The organism is Limosilactobacillus reuteri, assembly GCF_034259105.1.
In the GTDB taxonomy this organism is placed as follows: Bacteria; Bacillota; Bacilli; order Lactobacillales; family Lactobacillaceae; genus Limosilactobacillus; species Limosilactobacillus reuteri_G.
Genome location: NZ_CP139478.1, coordinates 1362185 through 1388626, shown reverse-complemented (window position 1 = coordinate 1388626; position 26442 = coordinate 1362185). Strand labels below are relative to the sequence as shown.

At 38.9% G+C, this 26442-nt stretch carries 28 protein-coding genes; 27 read left to right on the top strand and 1 reads right to left on the bottom strand.

Features of this window, described 5'->3' with window-relative positions:
• Window positions 1-13: 13 nt before the first annotated feature.
• The 27 genes from SH603_RS07760 (at window position 14) to SH603_RS07630 (ending at window position 24758) form a co-directional block, all read left to right on the top strand.
• Window positions 14-1204 (top strand): phage portal protein, encoded by a 1191-nt coding sequence (locus tag SH603_RS07760; RefSeq protein WP_321533768.1) that lies wholly within the window; start codon window positions 14-16, stop codon window positions 1202-1204.
• A complete protein-coding gene (locus SH603_RS07755) occupies window positions 1158-1919 on the top strand; it encodes a head maturation protease, ClpP-related (protein ID WP_419182115.1) in 762 nt (253 codons plus the stop codon). Before SH603_RS07760 ends, SH603_RS07755 begins: the two co-directional genes overlap by 47 nt.
• Window positions 1909-3087 carry a phage major capsid protein gene (locus tag SH603_RS07750; RefSeq protein WP_321533766.1) on the top strand — a complete coding sequence of 393 codons (1179 nt, stop codon included), beginning with the start codon at window positions 1909-1911 and terminating at the stop codon, window positions 3085-3087. The genes SH603_RS07755 and SH603_RS07750 overlap by 11 nt, the downstream gene beginning before the upstream one ends.
• A gap of 13 nt (window positions 3088-3100) precedes the next feature.
• Window positions 3101-3451 carry a head-tail connector protein gene (locus SH603_RS07745; RefSeq protein ID WP_016497244.1) on the top strand — a complete coding sequence of 117 codons (351 nt, stop codon included), beginning with the start codon at window positions 3101-3103 and terminating at the stop codon, window positions 3449-3451.
• Window positions 3441-3809: a phage head closure protein gene (locus SH603_RS07740; protein WP_321533765.1), complete on the top strand. Its 369-nt coding sequence runs from the start codon at window positions 3441-3443 to the stop codon at window positions 3807-3809. Before SH603_RS07745 ends, SH603_RS07740 begins: the two co-directional genes overlap by 11 nt.
• On the top strand, window positions 3796-4233 hold the full coding sequence (locus SH603_RS07735) for a hypothetical protein (protein WP_321533764.1): 438 nt from the start codon (window positions 3796-3798) through the stop codon (window positions 4231-4233). The genes SH603_RS07740 and SH603_RS07735 overlap by 14 nt, the downstream gene beginning before the upstream one ends.
• On the top strand, window positions 4230-4607 hold the full coding sequence (locus tag SH603_RS07730; RefSeq protein WP_169472577.1) for a DUF806 family protein: 378 nt from the start codon (window positions 4230-4232) through the stop codon (window positions 4605-4607). The genes SH603_RS07735 and SH603_RS07730 overlap by 4 nt, the downstream gene beginning before the upstream one ends.
• A gap of 35 nt (window positions 4608-4642) precedes the next feature.
• A complete protein-coding gene (locus SH603_RS07725; RefSeq protein ID WP_321533763.1) occupies window positions 4643-5281 on the top strand; it encodes a phage tail protein in 639 nt (212 codons plus the stop codon).
• Between the two features lie 106 nt (window positions 5282-5387).
• On the top strand, window positions 5388-5738 hold the full coding sequence (locus SH603_RS07720; RefSeq protein WP_321533762.1) for a phage tail tube assembly chaperone: 351 nt from the start codon (window positions 5388-5390) through the stop codon (window positions 5736-5738).
• A 23-nt stretch (window positions 5739-5761) separates the two neighbouring features.
• Entirely contained in the window at window positions 5762-5965 is a 204-nt protein-coding gene (locus SH603_RS07715; RefSeq protein WP_169472580.1) for a hypothetical protein, read from the top strand.
• A gap of 43 nt (window positions 5966-6008) precedes the next feature.
• Window positions 6009-10280, top strand: a complete 4272-nt coding sequence (locus SH603_RS07710) for a tape measure protein (protein ID WP_321533761.1) — start codon at window positions 6009-6011, stop codon at window positions 10278-10280.
• Window positions 10281-10295: 15 nt separating this feature from the next.
• Window positions 10296-11171: a phage tail domain-containing protein gene (locus SH603_RS07705; protein WP_321533760.1), complete on the top strand. Its 876-nt coding sequence runs from the start codon at window positions 10296-10298 to the stop codon at window positions 11169-11171.
• Between the two features lie 12 nt (window positions 11172-11183).
• Complete coding sequence (locus SH603_RS07700; protein WP_321533759.1) at window positions 11184-13850, top strand: phage tail protein; 2667 nt, start codon at window positions 11184-11186, stop codon at window positions 13848-13850.
• 1 nt (window position 13851) lies between these two features.
• On the top strand, window positions 13852-16866 hold the full coding sequence (locus SH603_RS07695; RefSeq protein ID WP_321533758.1) for a gp58-like family protein: 3015 nt from the start codon (window positions 13852-13854) through the stop codon (window positions 16864-16866).
• Between the two features lie 50 nt (window positions 16867-16916).
• Window positions 16917-17087: a hypothetical protein gene (locus SH603_RS07690; RefSeq protein ID WP_321533757.1), complete on the top strand. Its 171-nt coding sequence runs from the start codon at window positions 16917-16919 to the stop codon at window positions 17085-17087.
• A 13-nt stretch (window positions 17088-17100) separates the two neighbouring features.
• Complete coding sequence (locus SH603_RS07685) at window positions 17101-17352, top strand: hypothetical protein (protein ID WP_321533756.1); 252 nt, start codon at window positions 17101-17103, stop codon at window positions 17350-17352.
• A gap of 12 nt (window positions 17353-17364) precedes the next feature.
• Complete coding sequence (locus SH603_RS07680; protein ID WP_321533755.1) at window positions 17365-17832, top strand: alpha-amylase; 468 nt, start codon at window positions 17365-17367, stop codon at window positions 17830-17832.
• 11 nt (window positions 17833-17843) lie between these two features.
• On the top strand, window positions 17844-18029 hold the full coding sequence (locus tag SH603_RS07675) for a hypothetical protein (RefSeq protein ID WP_321533754.1): 186 nt from the start codon (window positions 17844-17846) through the stop codon (window positions 18027-18029).
• A 14-nt stretch (window positions 18030-18043) separates the two neighbouring features.
• Window positions 18044-18514 (top strand): hypothetical protein, encoded by a 471-nt coding sequence (locus tag SH603_RS07670; RefSeq protein ID WP_321533753.1) that lies wholly within the window; start codon window positions 18044-18046, stop codon window positions 18512-18514.
• A 14-nt stretch (window positions 18515-18528) separates the two neighbouring features.
• Window positions 18529-18798 carry a hypothetical protein gene (locus SH603_RS07665; protein WP_321533752.1) on the top strand — a complete coding sequence of 90 codons (270 nt, stop codon included), beginning with the start codon at window positions 18529-18531 and terminating at the stop codon, window positions 18796-18798.
• Window positions 18785-19243 (top strand): phage holin, LLH family, encoded by a 459-nt coding sequence (locus SH603_RS07660; RefSeq protein WP_321533751.1) that lies wholly within the window; start codon window positions 18785-18787, stop codon window positions 19241-19243. The genes SH603_RS07665 and SH603_RS07660 overlap by 14 nt, the downstream gene beginning before the upstream one ends.
• Complete coding sequence (locus SH603_RS07655; protein WP_321533750.1) at window positions 19236-20672, top strand: GH25 family lysozyme; 1437 nt, start codon at window positions 19236-19238, stop codon at window positions 20670-20672. The genes SH603_RS07660 and SH603_RS07655 overlap by 8 nt, the downstream gene beginning before the upstream one ends.
• Window positions 20673-20881: 209 nt before the next feature.
• Window positions 20882-21154: an AbrB/MazE/SpoVT family DNA-binding domain-containing protein gene (locus SH603_RS07650; protein ID WP_169472593.1), complete on the top strand. Its 273-nt coding sequence runs from the start codon at window positions 20882-20884 to the stop codon at window positions 21152-21154.
• A gap of 65 nt (window positions 21155-21219) precedes the next feature.
• Window positions 21220-21558 carry a type II toxin-antitoxin system PemK/MazF family toxin gene (locus tag SH603_RS07645; protein WP_321533749.1) on the top strand — a complete coding sequence of 113 codons (339 nt, stop codon included), beginning with the start codon at window positions 21220-21222 and terminating at the stop codon, window positions 21556-21558.
• A gap of 621 nt (window positions 21559-22179) precedes the next feature.
• The gene (locus SH603_RS07640; protein WP_321533748.1) at window positions 22180-22326 is read left to right on the top strand and encodes a hypothetical protein; all 147 of its coding nucleotides are present in this window, start codon (window positions 22180-22182) and stop codon (window positions 22324-22326) included.
• A 52-nt stretch (window positions 22327-22378) separates the two neighbouring features.
• On the top strand, window positions 22379-23509 hold the full coding sequence (locus SH603_RS07635) for an IS30 family transposase (RefSeq protein ID WP_321533747.1): 1131 nt from the start codon (window positions 22379-22381) through the stop codon (window positions 23507-23509).
• Between the two features lie 58 nt (window positions 23510-23567).
• On the top strand, window positions 23568-24758 hold the full coding sequence (locus SH603_RS07630; protein WP_321533746.1) for an ISL3 family transposase: 1191 nt from the start codon (window positions 23568-23570) through the stop codon (window positions 24756-24758).
• Between the two features lie 92 nt (window positions 24759-24850).
• Here SH603_RS07630 and tnpC read toward each other — a convergent pair whose 3' ends face one another.
• Window positions 24851-26395 (bottom strand): IS66 family transposase, encoded by a 1545-nt coding sequence (gene tnpC / locus SH603_RS07625; protein WP_321533745.1) that lies wholly within the window; start codon window positions 26393-26395, stop codon window positions 24851-24853.
• Window positions 26396-26442: the final 47 nt, after the last annotated feature.

Genomic DNA, 26442 nt, shown 5'->3' with positions numbered 1-26442 from the left:
GAGGTGAATGATCTTGCCTTTATTTAATCAAAAGGTTAGTCCGGGATTATCAATTGCAGATGATACTGATGTTCTGCACTTCTTAAATCCTGATAATTCAGATAAGTATGTAGACGCTCGGACTGCTTTGAAGAACTCTGATATTTATTCAATTGTTTTTCAACTAAGTTCCGATTTAGCAAATGGGCAATTGCAAGCTAATATGCCACGAGCGCAAGGCATATTAAATAATCCAACTCAAACTAGCAATGCGCATGCTTTTTGGCAATCAATGTTCGCGCAACTACTGCTAGGCGGTGAGTGCTTTGCTTATCGTTGGCGAAACCAAAATGGAACTGATATGACATGGGAGTACCTGCGACCTTCGCAAGTGACTCCTTTTCTTTTGGAAGATGGTTCTGGATTAATCTACAACATTACCTTCGATGAACCTGAAGTTGGCGTGATGCAAGCTGTTCCACAGTCTGATTTAATCCACATTCGACTGTTATCGCAAAATGGTGGGAAGACTGGGATTAGTCCTTTAAACGCGCTAGTTAATGAACTACAAATTAAGGATGAGTCAAATAAGCTCACATTAAGCGCTCTGGGACGTTCTATTCTTGCTCCGGGTATTTTATCGATTAAGCACGGAGGATTGCTCAGCGATAAGGACAAGGCTTCTCGTTCAAGGAAATTCATGAAGCAAACGTCTGACTCAAAGAATGGGCCGATCGTTCTTGATGACTTGGAAGAATATACGCCGCTAGAAGTTAAAAGCAATGTTGCCCAGTTACTTAATCAAGTTAATTGGACTGGTGCTCAAATTGCTAAGGTCTATGGTGTTTCAGACTCTATCATCAACGGACAAGGGGACCAGCAATCATCTATTCAGATGATGGGTAATGCTTACGTTAAATCATTATCTCGGTATGCTAAAGCAATCACCGGAGAATTAAATAATAAGCTTAATGCCAACATCACTTTGGACTTACGTTCTGCAATTGATCCATTAGGCGATGAATACGCTTCTACAATTGCTAACTTGCAGAAGAACGGGACACTTGGTGCTAATCAAGCAGCTTGGTTATTGCAACAAGCAAACTATCTTCCAGACGACCTACCTGAAAAAGAACAACCAAAGGTACAAGTTCAACCGGTTCAGATGGTTTCTTCTGATGATAAGCAATCAACGAAAGGAGGTGATAACGGTGACCAAGATTAATGTAAAGGGTGCAGTTGTAAGTAACGATGATGCAGAGATCTACAACTGGTTGGGGTATGACAATGTTAGCCCTAATCAAGTAGAAGAAGCACTGAATAACAGTGATGGTGATGTTGAAGTCAATATTGCTTCTGGTGGTGGCAGCGTGTTTGCCGCTTCGGAGATCTATACCATGCTAAAAGCATACTCTGGCAAGGTGGTAGTTAACATCCAAGGACTAGCTGCTTCTGCCGCGTCTGTAATTGCAATGGCTGGTGATGAAATCAATATGTCGCCTACCAGTCAGATGATGATTCATAAAGCCTCTACTATTTCCATGGGGAATGCAGATGATTTTGCACACGATTCTAAGATGTTAGATGTTACCGATCAGTCGATTGTTAACGCTTATGAAGCAAAAACAGGAATGGATCGGGACGATATTCTCCAGTTGATGGCTAATGAAACTTGGATGACTGCTCAAGATGCAGTTGACAAGGGCTTTGCTGATAATATCTCGGCTGGTTCAGCACAACCACAGGTAGTTAATGCAATCGGGGCACCGGTTCTAAGTAATAATGCAATTAGTAAAGTGAAGAACCTTTTGGCTAAGGTACGTAGTGCTAAGCCAGAAAAAAAGGTGGAAACGCCTAAGAATACTGAAAAGAAGCCAGCTCCTAGTCTACGTGACCAGAAACTGGCAATTTTAATGGGAGATGAAATTAATGGAAATTAATAAGCTTAATGATGCTTGGATCGCTAAGGGCCAAGTAGTATCAGACTTAAACGATAAGTTAAACGCAGCTGTCCTTGATGATAACTTTTCCAAGGATAAATTTACCGAATTAAAAGAAAAACGGGATAACGCTAAGATTCAACGTGATGCCCTTAAGGCTCAACTTGATGAAGCCCGTGCCAACGAAGTTTTCCGCATGAAGGATGAAGACAAGAAGCCACTGGATAACAAGCGACTTGATTTGAAGGACAAGTTTGTACGGGACTTTAAGGATATGGTTACTTCCGGTAAAACTAGCGCTGGCAATGCTGGCTTGACTATTCCAGACGACATCCAAACTACAATTCACACATTAGTTCGTCAGTACGCTTCATTGCAAAATTTGGTTAATGTAGAGCGAGTTACCACACCAACCGGTTCTCGAGTTTACGAAAAGTTCTCTGAAATCAAGCCGTTAGCCAACCTTGATGATGAAACTGCACAAATTGGTGACAATGACGATCCAGAGTTAACTACAATTAAGTACCTTATTAAGCGTTATGCAGGTATTACTACTGTTACTAATACTTTACTTAAAGATACTGCCGAAAACATTCTTGGATGGCTTTCAACTTGGATTGCTCGTAAGGTAACCGTTACTCGTAACCAAGAAATTTTAAAGGTCTTAGATACTGCTTCTAAGAAGCCAACCGTTGCTAATTTTGATGATATTAAGGATTTACAACTTAATACCCTCGATCCAGCAATCATTGCTACTTCAAGTTTTGTAACTAATCAATCTGGTTTTGCTGTATTGGCTAAGGTCAAGGATGCACAAGGTCAATACATGATTCAACGTGATGTTACTAATCCAGAACAATATCGAATTGGTGGAAAACCTGTCACTGTAGTTGCAGACCGCTGGTTACCTGATATTTCAGGTTCTCACCCACTTTACTACGGTGATTTTAAGCAAGCTGTAACTTTATTTGACCGTGAAGACATGTCATTACTCTCAACTAATATCGGAGCTGGATCCTTTGAACATGATGAAACTAAGATTCGTGTTATTGACCGCTTTGATGTTGAACCAATTGATGGCGAAGCTTACGCAGTTGCTTCCTTTAAAACAGTTGCTAACCAACAAGCAACCACTCCAGAAGCTTCTGGTGCAACTAGTCAAAAGTAGAGGTGAATGAAGAATGAGCGGTGAAAATCAATCAGCGTTAGACCCTTTAGTGCCTCGTGTACGGGATATGCTTTACTTAGATGATGACAGCGATGATATGTTACTTAATTCATACATCAAGGCCGCTCAATCGTTCATTCATAACGCTATTGGCGATGATGTGAACGGCTTCTATGATGATGCAACAGTGTCATCGCTGGTTGAAGTTGCTGTAATGTCTCTAGCAGGAACGTATTATCAGAATCGGTTAGCTATCTCTTCGACCTCCAATTACGTTGTTGATTTAACAGTTAATAGTATTATTGGTCAATTACGAGGATTAAGAGATAGTTTTGCTGAAAAGGAGGATAAAGATGGCGTCTAATTATCGTTATTCTCTGTATCGGATGCGTCATAAAGCTAAATTTGGTGTTCCTGCAGAAACTGAAAATGCGATGGGAGTAACTATCCCTGGATTTAAAGAGCTTTTTACATTGCATTATGCAAAGATTCAATTAACTTTTAACCAGCGATATGGTGCATTAGGAACATCACTACAAAATAAGATTATTATTGCGGTTCGTCATAATCCTAAGATAAAGCAGCCAATGTTTGTAAAGCTTTCTGAAGATGAAAAGTATGAAATTGTTGATATTTCTACTAACAGTGATGATTACATTTCGTACGATTTACTCACCCTCCAAAAAACAGATAAAGTAGGTGGTTCAAATGGCCGAATATGAAGGTATGGATGACTTCCTACAAATGTGGTTGAAAAAGGTTAAGCTTATCTCTACCGAGTTAACGCCGAAGCAACAAGCAAAAATCACTAAGGCCGGTGCCGACGCATACATGCAGAAACTTCGGGCTGTCACTCGTGAAAAGCACTATTCATCTCATAAGGATAAAACCTATGGTCACGCGGCTGATCACATTACTAATCAGGCTAAGGATGTTGACGGAAACGTTACGGGTGTATCATCAATTGGCTGGGATAATCCCTATCATGCGATGAATATGACGCGCTTGAATGACGGAACACGAAAAATTCGTGGAGATCATTTCATAACTAACCTTCAGCAATCTGAAGAAGTACAGGAAGATGTGCTTAAGGCTGAGTCAGCAGAGTATCAAAAATTAATACAAAAAGAAGGCGATGACTTATGATGCCAACCAAACGAGCGAAGGCACTAATTGAGTCAGCGTCTTTTTCTATGCTCAACAAAATCTATACTTACAACATTCCTGAAAGCGAAACGGATAACGTTGACTCCACCATTTGTTTAATTACCGATGTCAGAACAGATCCGGCACTTTCGGGGAATCTTGATTTCCATGCGTTTAATCAAGAGGTTGAAGTACAGATTTTTTATGCATTGAATGCTTCTGATCCAACTGAATTTGAATCACAACTTCAACATCTTTTTATTCAAAACGGCTGGAGTGAAATAGGCAACCATGGTCATACATTTGACCCGGATACAAAGCAACTAACAGTAACTTACTATTTTGATTATTTTGAAATTGAGACTGCTAAATAGCGGCCTTTTTTAGTTTAAAGAAAGAAGGAAAATAAATGCTTATTCATGGTATTAAGAAAGCATGGGTAGGTCTGAAAACAGCGGATGGTAGAAACTTGGCCACCGGTGATTCAGGTTTATCACAAAACGGTATCTATGAACTTGACCACAACGTTTTAGGCGTAGCTAGTGCTGAATTAAAAGGACTAGACGGCTCTAAACTTGAAAAGATTTCAGGTAACAACACCGTTCAATACAGTTACGCTGATCCACTTAACCCTCAAGCAACTATTTCTATTAACAACATGCCAATGGAAGCTCTAGCAAAATTGATAGGTATGGAAAAGCAGGGAACTGGTATGCAAATGGCTGATACTAAACCAGTTGGTTTCTTTGTTGTTCAGGCGCCGTCTATGACAACTAACGATTCAGTTTACTTTGCTTTTCCATCTGGTAACTTTCTGATGGGTGACAAGAAGTTGGATACTGATACAGATACTAAGAAGACACCGGTAACAGATCAGCTTACTTTTGCGGCTATTGATGATCCTAATATCAATGACTTGTATCGAATTTACTCAACTGCAGATCCAGACTGGAAGGACGAAGACACAATGTTTAAGGAACTATTTCCTAATTACACTGCTTCTGCTTCAGCAGCGCCCACTCCAGCAGCGTCTGCTCACAATGCTTAATCATTTATCTTAATTAAATAATTTATCTGGACTAATTTAGTCGCGTAAGAAATACACAGTAACTTTAACGTCGCGGCTTTATTGGTCTTTTTTGGAGGTTAAAGTAATGAAAATTCACGTTGATAAGTTAAAGAAGACTTTTGATGTTAAGACAACTAATAAAGTAATGCGGTCAGTTTATCAATTTCAGTTAGATTCAGCCAAACTTGCAACTAGTCAGGGCAAGGATGGAGTCAGTATCTTTAGCGACGCGATTGCCTTAATTGACCGAATGGAAAGCTTTCTGGTTAAGACACTAGGCCTTTCAAAACAAGATGCTGAGAAATTAGATGATTACTTCAGCTCAGAAGATGTTCAAAAAATGGCTAACTATGTAGCAAGCCGGTTAATGGGGATGTCAGACAAAGAGATTAAAGAAGGCACCGATAACGCCGAGGAAACTGACTCAAAAAAATAAATTGGAAGAAGCGTATTTGGGAGTTGCAAAATGCGCTTGAAGACTTTGACGTAAACGAGAAAAACATAATTACTAACCTGCACTGGTCGATTGAACAATTTGATAACGCAGATTACTACGAGCTTTCACGGATCTTACAAGCGAAGGAACGGAGTGAACGTCCTGTTGACCCAATTACTTCAATTATTGGAATCCGTGCCGCACAAGCTCAACGAAGTCACAAATGATTAGTCCAGATAATCACTTAAAAGAAAGGTAGATGATTCTTATATGGAAAAAGTTCAAGCTAGAATGGCAACTGAGGTTGCTCTTGATTTAGTACAAGCTTCTACTGCTATTAAGAATCTAACTTCAGTGGTTTCATCATCGACTAGCGCTTGGAAAGCACAAGAAGCCTATTTACGTTCAGTTGGCGATTCTGCTGGTGCTGCTCGAGCTAAATATACCGGCTTGGGCGAAGCAATGGATGCACAACGGCGAAAAATTGAAGCGTTACAAGATAAGCAACGTTCAATGACTTCAATGACTTCTGAGAGTGCAGCAAAGTATCTGAAATTAAAGGAGCAGATCGATGCAACTCAAGAAGCAATGGGTAAGCTTGATACTTCAACTGAGGCTGGTAAAGCGGCTGAAAAGAGTATGCAAACTACGATTGAGCAGCTAACCGCTCAACAATCAAAGTTAAAGGTCGGAACTGCTGACTCTGCTCGTCAATATCTTAATTTTGGGAAGCAGATTGACCGTGCTAATGCTAAACTAGCTTCGATGCGCGCACAACAACAGCGTGCTGCTCAACAAATGGATATTGAAGATTCGGGCGTTAGAAAGCTTTCATCTTCAATGCGTGTTCAAGAAGGGCTAGTAAGTGCTACTGTTGAACGATTAAAAGCTCAAGGTCAAAGTTACCAAGCACTTCAAACTTCCTTAAACGGTGCTCGTCAAAAACTTAGTTCCCTAACTGAGATTCAGCGTCGGGAGATAGTTCTTCTTGATCAGACCAAACAGCGTTTTGGAGAAAGTTCTGAGCAGTATGCTAAACAAGCCACTGAGGTACAGAAACTGGGTACCCGAATTAGCGAGACTCGGCAACGAATTAACGAACTAGATGGTCAACTTGGTAAACAGCCTACAGCTTGGAATTATGTACGGAATAGCATTCTGGGTGTAGATTCAGCTGAAAAGCGAGCCAAGGACAGTGCTATTAACTTTGGAACTGTTTTAAAAGCCAATATTTTTGGTGGTTGGATTCAAGCCGGTTTTTCAACACTGACCGCACAGTTTAAGAGCATTATTACCAATGGTACTCAAGCTGCCCAAGTCGGTGCAGCAATGGCAGCTCGGTGGAAAAACATTGGTGTTAGTGCTGGTGGAATAAAACAGTTATCTAATCAAGTTACTGATTTGAAAACTAATACTAACTTAACTGCTCAATCGGTTAACGCCTTACAAACCCGTTTTTATGGAATGACACATTCCATTAGTCAAACCAGAACGTTAACGCAAGGGGTCGCAAGTTTATCAGACCAATTGAAGCTTTCTGATCAACAAGCTAATGCTTTTGCTGGCGGTTTATCACGGGTTGAAAGCTCTGGTAAAGTCACAAGTTCATCTTTGGGGCGCTTGGAAAAGCAAGCACCTGGTTTAACGGCAGCTTTAGCTAAAGCATCTGGCATGTCACAAGCTTCGTTTAAAGCCTTGGTTTCATCTGGGAAAATGACTAGTGACCAGTTCAATCAGTTGCTAGCTAAAGCTTCTAAGGACTATGATCAGAACTCAAAAGCTTTTGGGCAAAGCTCTGGTGGTGCTTTGCACAAGCTGCAACAAGAATGGGCAACCACTCAAGCCAAATTGGCAAAACCATTGCTTAAAGTATCCTCAACTGGGTTGAATGAACTGAGTGATGCACTTAACAATAAGCAAACTCAACAAGGCTTGCAGATACTAGCTAAAGGGTTAGCTGATTCGGCGGTTAATGCGGCTAAATTCATTGGTTTCTTAGCTCAGCACCAGAATACTGTTAAGATTTTTGGTGGGGCACTTCTTGGGCTAGCTGTAGCCTTTAAGGGGATGCAGGCAGCTTTAATTGCTAAAGATACCATTAGTGGTTTTGTCAAGATGGTTGGTAAAATTCCACGACTTCATACCACTAAGATTAGAGTTAATGAAGCTAATTCTACTAAAGACCTGCAAAACTTCTCAAGACGAGTAGATAGAATTCCGAGAAGTAAGACTACTACTGTTCGAGCTAATACAACCGCAGCCACTAACAATATTCAAAAAGTTGGCACTACGGCTAGAATTGCATCAACTACCAGTAAACTGAGCTTTGCAACGATTGGTACTGCTGCAAAAACAGCAGGTACAACTATTTCGCTTGCTTTTCGTGCTAATCCATTAGGCATGATTGTTACTGGTGTACAATTAGCAATCGCTGCTTTTCAGCTACTTTATCAGCATTCAGCTAAGTTCCGTAAATTTGTTAACGGAATTGTATCTGGTGCTCGTAAGATAGCTGGTAGAGTTGGCCGTTGGTTTGGCAATATGGCTAAAAGTGCTGGTAAAAACATTAGCAACATGGCTCTTTCTGCTAAGCGCGGTTGGAATAATATGAATCGTACTTCTCAGAAGTCAAGCCAGCGAGAAATTAGACTTCATAACCAAATGGCTCAACGCAATCAACGGTCTGCTCAACAAATGTGGAATAGATTACGCCGTTCCTGGCTGCAAGGTTGGAATCTAAACACTCGATTAACTCGTCAAGGGGTTCAACAACAGATTCAACAGCACAGAACAATGTCTACAAGGATTGCTGTATTTAACACGCAACTGTGGAATCGTTCAAGGCAAGCATTTACTAAAGGCTGGAATGATCTGCATAATTCGACTATAAATGGTACGAATAACATTAATAATGAATTTAACCGAATGAAGGATGCTGTAGGTCAACGAGCTCAACAAGCAATGAATGATGCTAGGAACCATTTCCGACAAGGATATTCGGATATTAGATCTAATACATCTGGTTGGCGTGGTGACATGGCTAATATTTGGAGCGACACTCGTGGAAAGATTGGTAACATTGCTGATAATTTACGTGGGGATGCAACCAATAAGTTTTCCGATATGCACTCTAAATTGAATGATCTAACCAATGGCGGCCTAGGCAAAATGGAGGACACTTGGCACGATCGATTAGAATCTATTGCAGGTGTCGTATCAAGTTCAGGTAAACATATCTGGCAACAATTCGTTGATTTACTAGCAAGCTTGGCAAGGCCTTTTAAAGATTTGATTAATGACATTGCTAAGGGTATTAATTGGGTTCTTGACCACGTTGGTGGCGATGGTAAGTTAGGTGAATTCAACTTTAGCTTTGGCAGTTATGCAACTGGTACACCTGATGGAGGAATCTTGCATGACCAATTCGCTTTACTAAATGATGGGAGCGGTCCTCATTATCAAGAGATGGTCCACCGTGCTTCGACTGGTGAAACCTTTATGTTACCAGCCAAGCGTAATATGCTTTTACCTTTACAAAAGGGAGATGAAGTTCTTGACGGTGAACGTTCTCATAAGTTGGCTACGATGATGCAAATGCCAATTCCACATGCAAACGGTGCAATTGGTGATTTCTTTAGTGGCCTATGGAACGGAGCCAAAGAACTTGAAGATATTGCAGAAGACGCTCTAAAGGACGTAGTTGGCTTTGGTAAATCACTTTTTACTCACTTTATTGCTGATGTAACCCCTAAGAGTACTGATTCGCTTAACAGTGGTTTGAAGTTTAATTTGCCTGGATTCTATGCTGAACACTTGAAAAATTGGATAAAAAAACAATTAGAACAAATGGAGGATGATAATAGTGGCTCAGTAACTGCTGAAATGATTAAGAAAGCTGCAGCAAAGATGAAAGTATCTGTTTCAGCAGGTGATATTAGTCATATCCTTAATGTTGTCCAACATGAATCCAACGGTAAAGCAAGGAGTGTTAATAATTGGGATATAAATGCTCAAGAAGGTCATCCATCTAAAGGGGTCCTTCAATTTATTGATGGAACTTTTAATAAGTACGCTGTTAAGGGGCACCATGATATTTGGAAACCATTCGATCAAATTTTAGCGATGTTCAATGACTCTACTTGGCGCTCAGACCTGACTTTAGGTGGATGGAGTCCAACCGGTGCACCTCGTGGATTTGCTAACGGTGGTATTGCAACCACTCCTTCAATTTTTGGAGAAGCGGGTGCTGAAATGGCTATTCCACTAGACACAATGAAGTCCACACGGGCTTGGCAGTTAATGCGTCAGGTAGTTGATTATTACGCTGGTAGTTCTAATCAGAGCACTCAAGTAGTTAATCAGACTGACTTAACCCCACTTGAAAAACGTTTTGATGCAGCATTGGCACAGAACCAACAGCTTATTAGTTTAATTGAGCAACTAATTGGTGTGACTGATTCTGCTAACAACCCAACTGCACGGTACCGTCGAACTCAACGTGATATTAATTTGGCTCAAGCTCAATCGTTAACAGGAATTTAAAAGAGGTGATTATGTGTGTCGGGTAAAGACTTGAATATTGTTGGCTATAAATATAACTACCCAAAGCTTTTCATTAAACCACCTAATGGGGATGAAATAGATGCAGAAACTATTACACCAGGTCTTCACTTCCTTGATGATGACTCAGACCCGATTTTAACAACAACATATACTACCGATGCGGGCGTAGATGGTTCTGTATATTCAACATCACAAATAAGTAAGAATGTAATCAATGCACGTTTCTATCTCAAATACGGCGATTGGTATGATTACAAAATGAAGAAGCACGAAATTGCTCAATTCTTCATGCAAAAAGGACTCTATCGTATTCGTAGTGATGCGGAACCGGGTATTGTTAAGTTTGTACGAGCTGGCAACTTTACGATTAAAAATCCTGAAGATCGTAGTCATGTAGTTCAATTTATGATCCCGTTTGAAAATCCATCCGGTGTCAAATGGTCGTTACCATATAGTGATGATTTAATGACTTATGATCAGAACTTATGGCAATATGGGATGAATTTACCTAATGGAATAGATTTGAAATATCATTTTGTAAACCAGCATTATTTTAAGATTTGGAATGCAAGTGATGTTATGATTGATCCAGCGCAACGGTATGGTCTTAAAATAATTGTCACAGGGCAGACTGGGAAATTTGATATGGTTAATCAAACTACTGGTGATGAGATAGTCTATGTTAATGGTCTGCAGCCAAGCGATCAATTAGTTTGGGATGATATGTATTGTTATTGCAATGGTGAACTATGTACCGATGCAACTAATTTAGCATGGATGCGATTAGCTCCTGGTTGGAATAATTTCAAGATTTATGGCTATAACAAAGTGGATATAAGATTTCATTTTCGCTTTGTTTATCTTAATTAGGAGGTGTGTCAGATGACAATATCTGTTTTAGAAGCATTAGAACAACATCGTTATGTATACTTTGGCTTTGAATCACACCCCACAAAAAAGGAGCCTTGGCAGGCAACGCCAATCATGGCTTATTCAGATAACCTAGTCAGTTGGGAAGTTATAACTCGCTTAAAACAACTAGAAGGCTTACGCGACGGATTCCTAATTAAGATAGAAGATCGATATTACATTATCGGGACTGGTGCCCTCTATGTGACAACGGATTTTTATAATTTCGAAAAACTTGACTACCTAAAAGGTGATCCTTCTTATAAAAATTTGTGGGCGCCAGAAATATTTAAAGATACAAATGGAAAGTATCATATTGTTTACTGTGCAGGGGATGCCGATTCCGGGATCCTAAATGATTATATTGCTGACTTTGATCCGCAAACTAACAAAATTACAAATGAGGGCCAAGCTATTACGTTTGTTGACGGAGCAATTGATAATAGTTATCGGATTGATCCCGACATCTGCTTGATAGATGGAGTCTACTATCTGACGATTGGCGGTAACTATATATTTAGCTCAAATAATTATCTTGGCCCTTATCAAAAGTTTCCGGTTAACTTTGCACCTACGCCTCAAAAGTATAGTAATCATAGTAGTGGTATTGCTGGTTGGGTTGAAGGGCCTAATATGTTTGTTGATGGTAATAGCGTCCGACTATTTGCAGATCAAACTGAAGGGAATGGACTAGTATTCCGCTCATCGACTATTGATGATATGTTTAACTGGGCTGATACAGAAAAGACTCGAGCAACATTCAAAATGCGACACGGATCTATTTTGGTTAATGACGAAGTCACTGCCCAAGTTCCAGCTGAGTTTAACCTTGCGCCAAAGTTTAATCCTCAAATTACAATTCAAGGAATCCATACTACTAAACCGGTGCCGCTAACGTGTTTTCTTAAATCATCTTTTCAAGTTCAATATGAGAACAACCAAACTAATCAACTCCAGTTTGTTGCTTATAACGATGGCAGTCCATCATTCGCGTTGATTGCTAATGAATCAACTATCGAGTTTAATAACGATCTATATATCATCAAAAACATTGAACAAGATCGGACAGGAACTTCGCTGTATACCGTCACGGCTATGCAATATGTTAATAGTGAGATTGGTCGTGTTTTTCAAAAAAATGTTCGTAGTGGTACATTAACTTATTCTATTGATGAAGTACTGGATTTCTTTTTGAACGATGAAACTGCTAATCCATTTGGCTTTTCATATCATGTGTTTGGAGACTTTTCAAAACAGCAAATTGAAAATCTAGGTGGATGTTCCGGAAAAGATATGATTAGTAAGATCATCTCAACGTGGCCTGGAACAATTGTTAAACCTTTAGGAAAGCGAGTAGATGTATATTCATCTGACCAGTTTTTAAGAAACTATCAACGGCGAGTTGTATATAATCACGATTCAACTAATATGAAGCTGATTGAAGACAGTACGGTTATTGTTAATCAGATCACTTGTGTTGGTGGTTCGTATTCAACCGATGATTCAACAGGTGGTAATTCTGTAGCTGGAAGTGCAGATAGTTCTACTATTATTACTGATGGTGAAGAGCAAGTTGAAAGTGGTCAAGATAACACTGCAGCCTTTCAAGCAGATGCTAAAAAATATTTGGGTGTTCCATATGTATGGGGTGGTCACAATAAAGCTAACCCATTTGCAGGGATGGATTGTTCTGGTTATGTATCACAGGTTTATCATGACTTTGGAATTGAAATTCCCGCATATACGATCGCAATGGAGAATAACTTCCGAGAAATTCCACGATCAGAAATCAAACCAGGGGATGTTGGCTTTTATGGTCCACACGGAGGAACTCATCATATTTGTTTGATTTTGGATAAGAATACACAAATTTATGAGCCAGAGCCGGGACAGAGTTGTAAGACAGCTACTATTGATAGTTTTCCGCCAGATTGGTATGGCCGTAATGATGAAATGCAGGCCAAGATTAGCACTAAGAAAATAGAATCTGTTCCTACTGAAAGCATTAAAACAGTAGAAACCTATAACGACGGAAGCTATACTCCAGAAACTACTACCCAGCAAACTCATTATTATTTTCAACCATTTACTTTAACGGATGAACATTCAAAGGATGAATGGGGATTACACCCCGCTTCATCAATATTGCAAGATGACAGATTTAAGGATGCTAACGCTATGCGAGAATATGCACGTACGCAGTTAGTGTTGGAGCCATCTGTATCAATTGAAATTGTTTTGAATACTAATGAAATGCCAATTCCGGGTGAACAAGTATATTTAACAATTCCAGAAGTAGATGATCGAACTTTATTAGGCGAGACTGATACTCAACATGCTTACAATACTAAAGTTACTTTAGTTGGTTATACCTGGTACCCATACAATCCTTCACAAGGAACTGATAATATTTATCAGAATTTGCCAGCAACATTGTTACACTCACAAACGTCATTAACTAAACTTGAACAATTAGCAAATGCTATGTTTGATCGAATCCCACAAGTATTTTATGGGCAGCACGATCCATCGGCTAATCAAGCAGTTAAAAATGGTGCAATTTGGGTAAAACCGATTGTTGATCAAACTGCTTCTTCAAATAATACTGATAAAGATTTAACGATAGGAGGTGAGACATAAAATGGCAGAAAATAGTCAGCTCTCAGACGAAACGAAAAATAATTCAACAGATACTTCATCAACTGATGCTTCCTCAGCGGTGATTGGAAATCATGAAAATGCTGTTGTCCCTCATAAAATTAGCAATCATGACAAATTGGTCCAAACAATGGTCATGGTTGACGGTGAATGGATTAATGTTAATGATACTAATGACCAAGCCAATATGAAGGAGGATATGCACAAAGTTAATAAGAAAGTTGTTGAAGCGCAAAAAGGAATTGTTGAAGCGAAAAATGCAGCCGATTCAGCGGTCAAATATGCTGATTCGGCTGTTAGTGCTTCTAAGGCTAATAGTGACGCAATAGTGGCGCAAAGTTCAGCTATTAGTGAAGCCAAAGCAGCAACGGATAGTGCTACAGCGGAAGTTCAGCAATTGAAAGCTAATGCTGCCAGTGATGCCGCTAGTATCAGGGCTGACGTGGCTGCGGCCAGCAAAACACTGACGGGGCAAGGCAAACAGATTGCTACAATCAATACAACATTAGACGGGCTGAACACTAAGTATGAGGGTTTTTCCGATAATCTGAGTAAGTTAAGCGGTACTGTTGCCACCAACTCAACTCAGATTGACCAAAATAAAAATTCAATCGCCCTCAAAGCCGATCAAGCGGCGGTCAACAGCCTGTCTGGCAAAGTAAACCAGAACACGGCTCAGCTTAAAGTACAAGCTGACCAGATTAGTTCCAAGGTATCAAGTGAGGACTTCAATGCGTTAAGTAACAAAGCCATGCAAAACCGTGGAACTGTTAAAGCCCCCGACTTCAATACACTTACGCAAGCAGGCTACTACACGGTTATCAACACGGGTAGTGGTAAAAATTATCCAGTTACTAACTGGGGAACGCTTGAAGTTAGCGGCCAGGCAGCTGACAGCAATGGCCGACTTAATCAAAAGTACGTTACCGACAATAACGGTGGAACATACGTTCGGCAATATAACACCAACCTTAAAACGTGGACTGCTTGGGTCAAAAGTGCTAACCAGAACGACATTGAAACACTTAATGGGAAAATTTCTAAAAACTCTACTGCTATCGATCAGAACAGTAAGTCAATTGCGCTTAAGGCTGACCAGACTGTAGTTGATACGATTAAGAACACGGCTACACAGAACAGCTCACGGCTCGACACGATGGCTAACGAGATCCAGTCGAAAGTCACCAGCACGGATGTGAACAACATCATTAACGGCAAAGGTTATACGACATCGGACACAGTACAATCACTAATTACGCAGGAATCGGTAAAAATTAATGAAAACATTACTAATCTGACTAACACTGTTAATGGCAATAATGGTGGTGGAGTTAATTTAGTTTCGGGAACTATTGAAGATATAGTTGTAGATGATACAGCAAATACCGGTACACAAGGTTGGCGCTTTGATGTGTTCCCTCTCAATACTGAACTAAAGGTCGGTGATAAAGTAACTGTTTCAGCTGATGTTGTTTTAACTGGAAAAGGTGATTTATCAAAATGGGGTATGTCGCTTTGGAGTAAAGACGTTGCTGATATACGAAGCAATCAGTACAGCGCAGACGTAGGAAAAGGATCTACTGTCACATTAACTGTCACATCAATTTCCGATATAAGCAAGCCCACAGCATTATTAATATATTGTGGGCAAATTGGTGATACTGAAGGAAAGAAAGCAGTATTCCACCACCTTAAGGTTGAACGGGGCACGGTTGCTACGCCGTGGACGCCTGCACCGTCTGACAATGCTAGTGTTACCCAACTTCAATCTGTCACCGCTTCAATCGATGGTTTGCAGTCAACAGTAACAAATTACCAAAATGATACTTCGACAAAGTTTACACAACTTTCAGATTCAATCCAGTCGAAGGTTAGTCAAGGTGATTTCAACAGCAAAGTTACACAACTAGCAAACGATATTAACTTACGGGTAACTAAAGGTGACTTAATCAGTCAGATCAATCTTGAAGCCGGTGGTGATGGCTTGATCAGCATTCAGAATGGTAAGGGTAAACTGATGCTCGATGCCGATTCCGTCGTCTTTGGTAACAAAGCTTTTATTCCTAGTGCTTACATCACTAATATTAATGCCGATAAAATTACGACTGGGACATTAGATGTTTCTAAATTAAATGTAAAGAATTTCAGTGCTGACAATATTTCTGGCGGTACTTTGAGTGGAGTAGTTGTTAAAACCGGTGCTAATGATCGCTATTTTCAAACTTCAAAAGACAATATCTATTGGGTGCGTAATGGTAGTATGTCTCTTGTTGGAAATGACACCTACCTAAATTCTGCTAATGGATTAAACATTGCTGATAAGAAGAATATTCAGTTAACGACTTGGGGTGGAGCTACAGTTAATAAGGATGGCTCCATCACAAATAATTCGGGAAATAGTGGACACCCTAAGATTGTTATTGATGATGAAGGAAAGTATAATCCTGATGACATTTATGGATCAGCTTTTGCTGGCGGACCTGGTGATAGCGAAATAGTTCAATGGGTTGGCAACAAAGAATATACAGCCCTTACTCGAGGAAAAGGATTTATCGTTCACCTTAATGATGGCAACAATAAATCAATTTTTTCCATCCAAAAAGATAATGAGGTCGGCTTCTATGTTGGCCAGGGGGAAAATGGTAATCAAGTAAACGTTTATGGCGCGAAAAACTCTGCGGTTAAGACATCACAAGGGGACGTAGCTGTTTCAGCTTATGAAACTGCTGAATATTATTTTGGTGACATTGGCGAAGGGCAAACTGGTTCTAACGGGGTTGCCTATGTTGGAATTGAAAAGTTATTTAATGAAACTGTTAATACTAATATTCCTTACCAAGTGTTCTTAACTGCTTATGGTCCCGGAAATCTATGGGTTTGCCAGCGTGAGCATGATCGTTTTGTCGTTAAGTCTGATCAACCTAATATTAAATTTGGTTGGGAAATCAAAGCTAAGCGAAGAGGGTATGAAAATACTCGTTTACAGAAAATAAATTAATTAGAGGGACAGGCTAAGGGCTTGTCTTTTTATTTAGGAGGAATTTTATTATGGATAATTTAAAAGTTGAAGCAAATGATGTTATTGCGGAATATCGTGCTAAAAACAGTCAACTCGAATTTGATAATACGGTTTTACGACTTCAAGTTAAGAAATTGCAAAACAAGATTAGTGAACTGACTGCGTCTAAGAAGAATGACGTTAAGAAAGCAAATAAATAGGAGGTAATTTATTATGACAATGAATATCTATCGTAATCGTCTTAGTTATGACTTTGACTCACAAGGTAATACTACAGATGCAATGGTTGGCTTTAGTGGCCTAAATGACCAAGGCGAAACAACAATGGCAACAATTAAAGTTACCCAAGACATGCTAGGTGAAGGAAAAACTTTTGATAATGTATCAAACAAAGATATTACGGAATTAGCTAAGAAGAAGTGGGTGGAGTATCTCCAACCAGAATCAAATTCAACACAACAATAGGAGGGATAGCCGATGGCTGACTTTCCACGAATAGATATATGGGATGAACCGAGTCCTTTTCAAAACTCACAAGCCTACGAGCAGAAGAACCATAACTGGGCTGTTCTACGAAACTATGGTAATTATGTTAGTTCGTACTTAAAAGGTATTACTGATGCCTGGGAAGTTCGTTGGGCGGCTCAGATTAATAAGACTCCTCAGCCGAGCGAGATTATAGATGCAAGAGTAGATGTCTTGGGGCATACGTATCCAACATTAAAGCAGCACCTTGATGCAATGGAAGTTAATTCAGTTGAAGCTGAAGTAGATACCAAGCATTACGGAGATCGAACGACTTCTTGGGCCAACTTGAAGATCCTTGACTTGTCACAAAACAGTACTGGCTTGTCTTATCGATTAATCGGTTCTGTTAATGCTTCAATTCCACAATTGGGATATGCTGAATGTTTTATTGATGATCTGCAAACACAAACAGCTTAGGAGGCGATAGAATGGGGTTCTTACCAACGAGAGTAAAACTCTTTCAAAAAGATGAAAAGAAACGAAGACATCAAGTCTTTCCTGAGACTGACCTTAATTCAATTGTTGATTTTAACGAATATCGCACTCAGATGTCTGAGGTTCTAGACGATTTGCAGCACCAAATCTGGGAATTACAACGAAAAGTCAATCGTTAGGAGGCTGATATACAATGGCAAATAAAGTCTATATTAAAGATAAAGATGGTAATGATTTACTTGTGGCAACTGATTGGTCAATTATTAATGGTAAGCCAAATAATTTAGCGACAACCAATCAACTACCAACATTAACGGGTCAACAACGGGACGGCATTCAATTTGTCAATGGCGCTTATGATTGGGATCATGTTAACAACGGTTGGAACTGTTGTTACCGAATTGCAGACCTAGGCGGATTTAAGTTAGTAGAACTACGATTAATGTTTGCTTTAAATAAAGACGTCACAGGTGGTTTAGCTCATGCAATCAAACTACCTAATATTATTAATCCTGATCAGAATATTGAAACGTGGTATGCAACTAATATTGAGGGGACTTATGTGCACCATTCTGGAACTGATGTTGATATTGAAGTACATTCTGGAAAGTATCCGGCTAATACATTAGTTAGTTACTACAATCATTACCTCACAACTAACTAAGAGGTGGTGATAACTTGGTACATTTAACAATTGAAGATGCGGCCAGCATTTTAAGCATTGGGTTAGTTCTCTGGGGTGTGTTGAAATTTGGTCTCACTGGTCCATTGGAAACCGCCATTAGAGAATTGCGCCAAACTATTAACCAAATGAACACTGATAATAAAGAACGTGATCGTGGAATGAAAGAAATTCTTAACAAATTAGCAAAGCATGATATTAAGTTAGCGTCACATGAAGAACGGTTAAACATCTTAGAGGAGGAACATCGTCATGAAAATGATTAATGATATTGCATATTGGTTTATTTCTTCGGGCACTGCAACAGTGCTTTTTATTTTTGCTTGGAAATACCTTAAACCGGTTTTAGAGGTTAAAAAACTTCATGCAAAAACGCTTCAAGAAAAAGAAGTATTAGATGTTCTTGAAAAGCTTGCTGATACGACTGTCACAAGTTTAGTAAGTAATCAAGCTTTAACTGGTCACGACAAATTCAAGGAAGCGACTAAGATTGTTGGCGGCACATTGGCTGATAAAGGTTTTAATGTAAACCAAACAACCGTAGAACATGCTATTCAATCAGCTTATGAGAAGAGTAATTTAACGCCGACCAATCCCCAATCTGACCAGATTAAAACCGGTGTAACAGTTACTAATGTAACTATTCCAACAGATAAGATTGAGGATATTTCAGCCGGACAAATTAAGACTGGTGTGATTACAAATGACTAGATCACTAGTAATTGATGTTTCTGCATATCAACCACAAGCTACTTACTATGAGTTTTGGGAGAAATGGAAAGCACGTGGCGTTAGGGGAGCAATTATTAAGCTTTCTGAAAGTACTTATTGGCGTAACCAATATGGTGCCGGACAGATTGTGGCAGCCAAACATGTCGGTCTTAAAGTCAGTGGTTATCACTTTAGCCGTTTTATTGGCGATGGCAACCGTGCACGCTTAGAAGCCAATACGGCTATTGCTACAGCTAATACGATGGGCCTTGAACATGGTAGTGCATTAGTCCTTGATTATGAAGAACGTGCAGGCTACCAATCAGCAAACACTTTAGCAGCAATCATTTTCTGTAATGCGGTTAAACAAGCTGGCTTTATTCCCGTATTCTATTCATATTCGGGGATGCGTGACTTATGGGACTATGAGGCAATTTATAAGGCAACAGGTGCCAAACTTTGGATTGCATCTTATCCGACAATGGCAGGAGTTACTCAGCCAGATTATGAGTACTTCCCAGCTATTAGTACTCATACGGACGCTTGGCAGTTTAGTAGCAATGCCTGGGGCGAACAAATTGATATTAGTGTAGATTTTACGGGAGTGTTTACAATGGAAGAAAAAGTAACAAGTGGTGGGAATTTAGATTTTGTCCGCTTTGATGGTAATAAGTTAATTATTAGTGGTTGGTTTGCCTCTGTGCAAGCACAAGGGAAGCCATATGCGTTTGCTATCTTAACAAATGAGCAGGGGAGCCAAGAGTATGGTCGTGCTCAAGTTAATATTACTAGTCGACCAGATGTTCCTAAAGTTTATCCAGACATTCCAAATGGAGTTAATTCAGGCTTTAATGCAAGCTTTGATTATACTAACCAAATGAAGGGCAAGAAGTTGCATTTGATTTTTCGCTATACAGATGACGCAGCTGGCAATGGAAACTTTGTTGATTATGTATCATTGTTAGACTTAACAAAGAGTGCCGCTAATCTTGATAATGTTGATACGGTAGTCTTTAGTAATAAGCTTCAAGTTAGCGGCTGGTTCGCTTCTGATATGTCATTAGGATTGGGTCGTCATTTCTTGATTCTATACGACAGCGCCGCACAGCATGAATTGCAACGGATTAAGTATGATCCTGCTAGTCGTGTGGATGTTCAACAAGCTCACCCAGATATTTTTGATAGCGAGTTATCTGGATTTAGTGGCCAGTTTGATTATTCTTCTGATTTAGTTGGCCATCAGTTGCAAGTGATTGCTCGTTATTCGGATAATGAGCAAGGTGAGGGGAATCATATTGATTATTGGTTTGACCCAATTAAAGGCCCAACAATGCCAGTGCTAGATGGTAAATCTGAAACAGAAGTATTAGTTCACGAATTTTCGGCAACAAAAGCTGATAACAATTTGATTAGCTTAAAATTTAAATAAAGTAAAATTAGCCCTAGTAGCCTTATTGGTTACTGGGGCTTTTTTTAGATGCAACGACGCAGAAGTCTGTGTGGAAAATGTTCTTGAATCTTCTTTACTTTGTATCGACATTTCTGGAAGTATCGACAAAAAGCAAAGAAGCTTGTATAATAAAAGGTGCAGTAGCATAAAGCTATTGCTTGGAGGTATATTTTAAGGAGGTTTGCATCGTGACTGCACAAAAAGGAGTTCTTACCCTATCAAGGTGGGGCAATAGTTTATCTATACGAATACCAAAAAAAGTATTAGATGTTCTAAAATTAACTAATGATGATAAAGTTTTATATCAAGTAAAAGATAATAAAATCATTTTGACACCAGAGAAAAAGGAAAGCCCATTAAGAAAAATGTTTGATGGTTTTGATGCAGAAGCATATTTCAAAAATGAGCCTAAAAATAAAGAAATTGACTGGGGTAAGCCACAAGGTAAAGAAATATTTTAATTGCTGGAGCCAGTACGCTTTCGGCGAAGGCAATAAAATATTTCTTAGAAAGGAGATTTCATTATATGGAATCTTATAAAGACTTACATCAAGGGCAAATCATCAAGATTAATCTTGACCCAACTGAAGGACATGAACAAAGTGGATATCGTCCCGCTTTAGTAGTATCAAACCATGATTTTAATCAGCTATGTGGTGGTATGGTAAAAATTATGCCAATCACATCTAACGAGAAGTATTTCCCGTTGCATGTAAAATTACCAAAGCTTGATAACATTCATGGTGTTGTTGAATTGCAACACGAGCGCTCCCTTGATTTAAGCTTTCGACCTTTCAAACTTGTTGACGAAGTTCCAGAGGACTTTTTAACAGATCTTTTAAAAAAGAATTCTGCTACATACTAAAAAATCCATCAGCTATTAGGTGTGATGGACGAGAAAGACTATATACTTGTGTGACAACTTAAGTATATAGTCTTTTTTTGTGTACGTAAAGAAAACAGATGTTTACTTACCTTCTTTGATCAATCATTGCAATTGTAGCTGATTTATTTGGAGAATGATATAATACATATTAACGAAGTGGTTCAAAATTAAAACGGCATCTCTCATTTGAGGGGTGCCGTTAAATTGTACATCTAAATGTACATCAAAAAATGATATAGTAATTTAAGATAATCACATATAATAGGAAGAACTGGCATTGAAATATAGTAATTCAACGTAATTTTAGGTACTTACCCCCACCGGAGGCATATTAGTGCTTTCGTACAAAAGTGTCAGCTAAGCTAATGAAATAGGAGAAAGCTTGTTGTTGCAGGCTTTCTCCTATTTTTTAGTTTAAATTTTGATTTTAAAGAAATGGTATAAAATGGTGCAAATTTGTATGGCTCTACAATATCTGGTGTTGATATAGAAATATCACTTTCTATACCAATACTAGATTTTTTGTTTTTAAACTAAAAAAGAGGCATGCCCTCTGATACAATGAAATCGCCAAATCACATAGTAAAGAAGGTAACCTCCATGGATAATGATACAAGGACTCTCTTCAATTTAACAGACCCTCATTTAAATTTTCCTCATCATTGGCTTAAATATAAATCAATGGTGGATTATAGAATGAAGTTAGCCACCCAGTTGGTGGTAAATAAAAAACGCCATTCGGCGTGACATCAGGTATCATATTAAGTGAACCAAACCTATATGAAAGGATGTCCGTCAAATGACGCACTTAAATGATACCATGTCTACTAGTTTATTGACTACTCATAAAAAGAATGCTCATCTTACTAAAGAAGAACGTGTGATGATTGCGACTTTAAAGTCGCAAGGACTTTCCAATCGCGCAATTGGTCGCCAATTAGGAGTTAATCATCAAACAATTAATAACGAGCTCAACCGTGGTACGGTCCGCCAACTTCGTCGTCAAAAATCTAATGGTAAGATTTACGAATATTCTTACTACATCTATAGTTATGAAGCTGGTCAGGCCACATATCTTGAACATCACCGCCATTCTGGTCATCGTCGCTTATATTATTCTTCAAAGCAATTTTTACGATTAGCTGATCAGCTAATGCTTGGTGAGTTTGACGACCACCATTACTCCCCACAAGCGGTTATTTATAAGGCTCGAGATTTAATGAATGATGGCACCCTGATCCCAAAGTCGGTTGTAACTTTATATCAATGGATTAATGAGGGTGTGCTTCGTACGTCCAATTTAGACCTCTTTGAAAAACCTAAACGTAAGCATCATCGAACTCATCCGCAAGCTAAAAGGTGCTTAGGGCCTAATATTGCTCAACGACCTCAAACTGCGGACCAACGGTCCGAAATTGGCCATTGGGAACTAGATACAGTTCAGGGACAGAAAAACGGTAATGACAGTGTTGTACTAGTAATGACTGATCGCCTTTCACGAGTTAATATCACGAGTAAAATTGCTGGTAAAACTGCGCATGCAGTAAATCAGTTCTTTATAAATTTACGCCAGAAAATGGGCACAGATGCTTACTATCACATCTTTAAGACAATAACCTCTGACAACGGTTCAGAATTTAGTGAGTTAACACAAGTTCACGATCATGTTTTCTATGCTGATCCGTATTCCCCTTGGGAACGTGGATCCAATGAGATCAATAACCGGTTTCTCCGCAAGGAGATTACCAAAGGTGAAGCTATAAATAACTATAGTAGTGCTCAGATCATAGCGACTAATGATTGGATGAATCACTATCCACGAGCTATGTTTAATGGACATTCGTCAATGGATATCTATCGTAAGGCCTTCTACCAAGAGATATCACAGCTCCATCAACCAATAATCAATTGGTCAGTATTATTTATTTGAGTCCAGTGGCTAACTTATTCTTGAAATTTAGGAATATAAATCAATTAAAAACGTTCGGGTGGCACAAATATCCTGTACCCTTTCTTATATCCCGCGTGCTTGTCCAAATTGTGGCGTTATTAATCGTGGACAAATCTTAAAATATGGTTTTTATCAAGCTAAATACAAATATGGACAATTTAGGGCTCAACCATTAATGTTGCTTGTTAATACTCAACGTTTTCAATGTCCTGACTGCCATACAACATTTAATGCGACTAGTTATCTTTTTGAAAAGCAACGAACAATTAGTCGTGATTTAAGGCGTGAAATTATTCTTCGGTTAACGCGAATTCAAACAATTAAAGATATTGCCCATGATTTGTTTATCAGTGAAGCTTCGGTCCAGCGGGTCCTTTTGGACCTCGCTGATCAATACAAGCCGAATTTAAACTATCTACCGGAAACACTATGTATTGATGAATTTAAATCAATGCGGAGCGCTAAAGGTAAGATGAGTTTCATCGCTGTTGATGGTGATCGGAGTTGCTTATTTGAACTCCTTGAAGATCGGCGATTACGTAGTTTATTTAAGCATTATCAACAGTTTACACGTGCTGCCCGTTGCCGGGTAAAATATCTGGTAATGGATATGAACGCTGCTTATGATCAACTAGTTAAAACCGTTTTTCCTTGTGCTCAAATCATCTATGATCGCTTTCATATTGCCAAACACCTTAATGATACGATGAATCATGTGCGAATTCATGTCTTCAATCGTTTGCGAAAAGGTGATTCTGCGGAGCAGAAACAAGCTCGGCGCCTTAAACGTTATTGGCGGCTATTTCTTCAAGATCGGGAAAATTTAAGTACAAAAGTTTATTACGAAGGACGTTATTTTAATCGCGTTGTTAATTCCATTATGATCTTAGACTTAATGTTAGCGTATGACCAAGAGTTAAGAGCCACCTATAATTTTATTCAATCCTTGAAGCGTGCTTACAATCAACGTGATTTTACAACTTTCTTTCAATTACTTAAACTCCGGCCAGACAGTGTCAGCCATTATACAATCCACCGTTGTCAAGTTTTAGCGCGCTATAAAGAGGGAATTAAGCGTGGCTTTGAGACGAAGTTCTCAAATGGTCGAACCGAAGGGATTAATAATCGAATTAAAACTATCAAACGAGTTGCCTGTGGTTATCGTTACTTTACGGCATTTAAAACGCGGATTTATTTAATTATTGGCCACCAAATTCAAACTAACTAAAAAGAACCGCCACGAATGACGATTCTAACTAGACCAATTTAATTGGCGAAAATTCATATTTGCGTATCAACACTACTTGACGTAGAGCCTTTTTATTTATGGCATTCTGTTTGGACTTCTTTTGACCATGGTAAATAAGCCTCAAGTCCTTCGTCCTTGCGGTTTGGTAAGTGATCAAAAAGATACTTAAAGTATTTGTAGATATTTAAATGGTTCTGGTTTGCAGTTGCCACCAAAGTATAGAAAATGGCATTTGCCTGAGCTCCGGCAGTACTTTTCGCAAATAAGCTATTCTTTCGAATAAGAGTTGATGGACGAATCGCTCGTTCAACAGGATTATTTGTTAATGGTACTCGGCCATCTTCAAAAATTCGATACACTCGTGTTTTTAACTTTAAAGCATTGTTAATGGCGGCTCTTAAACGTCCTTGAGGAAAGTTAATGTTTTCTAAATAGGCATAGAACTTATCCATCAAGGGTTTTACGTGCAACCGACGTTGCACTAGCTTTTCCTTATGAGTGTGATATGCTAATTGTTTCTCTTCGTGAAAAACTGGTCGCATTAGTTGTAAAACTTGGTATGCTTTGGAATTCTTCAATTGTTCCTTTTTCAATAAACATGTAATGCGGTAAAATTCACGTCGAATATGAACTAAACATGACCCGAACTTTGCTTGAGGATATAATCGATCACTATATCCGCCATAGCCATCACACATAATAACTCCACTATATTGCTGACCAAGAATTTGTCCAACAGTTTTGCCAGCTCGGGTATTATAGTAATGAAACATGGTAATTTGATGTTTACTGAATTCTTTCGTTGATCGCGTTACCCAAAAATAGCCATTTCCATTAGATTCAGCAATTACTTTAAATGGTGTTTCATCCATATGAATTACCGGTTCTTTTTTGACTAATCCTTGTAAATAATCATACAGTGGTTCAAGGTAAGTTTGACTAACTTTAATGATGTTCGCCGCCAATAATCGGGCATCAACTTGTAAGCCGATGGCTTGCCAAAGCTTAATTTGACGATGAAACGGTAATGCAAGATTAAACTTCAATTCTGCTACTTTTGCTAAAATAGTACTCGAAAAGTAACTATGCGGTAAAAGACTTTGGGGCATCTCGCTACTAATTAATACCTCGCTACCATTAGGATTAATACACTCATCACACTTATATGTTTCTTGAATCAAGTTCACACAATATAATTCAGCTGGCTTTAACCGAGCTTCTCGACTATAAATGTGTTGACCTATTCTTTTCATTAATTGATGACAGTGAGGACAGTTAGTATCTTTTAATGAGATGACTTCGTTAACCTGTGGTAAGCCATCTAAAAAAGTGGTCCGCTGACCAGATTGCTTTGCTTTCCGGTGACGCACCACTTGCTTTATTTTCTTTTCAGTCACTTTCGTGACTGAAATATCAGGATCTTGAAGTTGATCCATTTCTTGCTCACTAAATAATGATTGTTGTCCATTCACTACGGACTCCATTATTTCAGTTTTTTTCCCAAATATTTGGTTCCGCTGAAGTTTAATGATTGTCATTAATTGAGCAATTTTTTCATTGGCATCAGCTAATTGCTGTTTAAGTTCTTTGATTTGTTCTTCTGCTGTTTGTTTCATGGTACGTCACCTCCTTTGAATTATTCTTTGGTAATTATATCAAAGAA

Excerpts from the sequence above, each read along its gene's own strand:
- SH603_RS07755 (WP_419182115.1), top strand. The coding sequence starts at position 1,158 with ATGATAAGCAATCAACGAAAGGAGGTGATAACGGTGACCAAGATTAAT.
- SH603_RS07750 (WP_321533766.1), top strand. The coding sequence starts at position 1,909 with ATGGAAATTAATAAGCTTAATGATGCTTGGATCGCTAAGGGCCAAGTA.
- SH603_RS07745 (WP_016497244.1), top strand. The coding sequence starts at position 3,101 with ATGAGCGGTGAAAATCAATCAGCGTTAGACCCTTTAGTGCCTCGTGTA.
- SH603_RS07740 (WP_321533765.1), top strand. The coding sequence starts at position 3,441 with ATGGCGTCTAATTATCGTTATTCTCTGTATCGGATGCGTCATAAAGCT.
- SH603_RS07735 (WP_321533764.1), top strand. The coding sequence starts at position 3,796 with ATGGCCGAATATGAAGGTATGGATGACTTCCTACAAATGTGGTTGAAA.
- SH603_RS07730 (WP_169472577.1), top strand. The coding sequence starts at position 4,230 with ATGATGCCAACCAAACGAGCGAAGGCACTAATTGAGTCAGCGTCTTTT.
- SH603_RS07725 (WP_321533763.1), top strand. The coding sequence starts at position 4,643 with ATGCTTATTCATGGTATTAAGAAAGCATGGGTAGGTCTGAAAACAGCG.
- SH603_RS07720 (WP_321533762.1), top strand. The coding sequence starts at position 5,388 with ATGAAAATTCACGTTGATAAGTTAAAGAAGACTTTTGATGTTAAGACA.
- SH603_RS07710 (WP_321533761.1), top strand. The coding sequence starts at position 6,009 with ATGGAAAAAGTTCAAGCTAGAATGGCAACTGAGGTTGCTCTTGATTTA.
- SH603_RS07700 (WP_321533759.1), top strand. The coding sequence starts at position 11,184 with ATGACAATATCTGTTTTAGAAGCATTAGAACAACATCGTTATGTATAC.
- SH603_RS07695 (WP_321533758.1), top strand. The coding sequence starts at position 13,852 with ATGGCAGAAAATAGTCAGCTCTCAGACGAAACGAAAAATAATTCAACA.
- SH603_RS07690 (WP_321533757.1), top strand. The coding sequence starts at position 16,917 with ATGGATAATTTAAAAGTTGAAGCAAATGATGTTATTGCGGAATATCGT.
- SH603_RS07685 (WP_321533756.1), top strand. The coding sequence starts at position 17,101 with ATGACAATGAATATCTATCGTAATCGTCTTAGTTATGACTTTGACTCA.
- SH603_RS07680 (WP_321533755.1), top strand. The coding sequence starts at position 17,365 with ATGGCTGACTTTCCACGAATAGATATATGGGATGAACCGAGTCCTTTT.
- SH603_RS07675 (WP_321533754.1), top strand. The coding sequence starts at position 17,844 with ATGGGGTTCTTACCAACGAGAGTAAAACTCTTTCAAAAAGATGAAAAG.
- SH603_RS07670 (WP_321533753.1), top strand. The coding sequence starts at position 18,044 with ATGGCAAATAAAGTCTATATTAAAGATAAAGATGGTAATGATTTACTT.
- SH603_RS07660 (WP_321533751.1), top strand. The coding sequence starts at position 18,785 with ATGAAAATGATTAATGATATTGCATATTGGTTTATTTCTTCGGGCACT.
- SH603_RS07655 (WP_321533750.1), top strand. The coding sequence starts at position 19,236 with ATGACTAGATCACTAGTAATTGATGTTTCTGCATATCAACCACAAGCT.
- SH603_RS07645 (WP_321533749.1), top strand. The coding sequence starts at position 21,220 with ATGGAATCTTATAAAGACTTACATCAAGGGCAAATCATCAAGATTAAT.
- SH603_RS07640 (WP_321533748.1), top strand. The coding sequence starts at position 22,180 with ATGGATAATGATACAAGGACTCTCTTCAATTTAACAGACCCTCATTTA.
- SH603_RS07635 (WP_321533747.1), top strand. The coding sequence starts at position 22,379 with ATGACGCACTTAAATGATACCATGTCTACTAGTTTATTGACTACTCAT.
- tnpC (WP_321533745.1), bottom strand. The coding sequence starts at position 26,395 with ATGAAACAAACAGCAGAAGAACAAATCAAAGAACTTAAACAGCAATTA.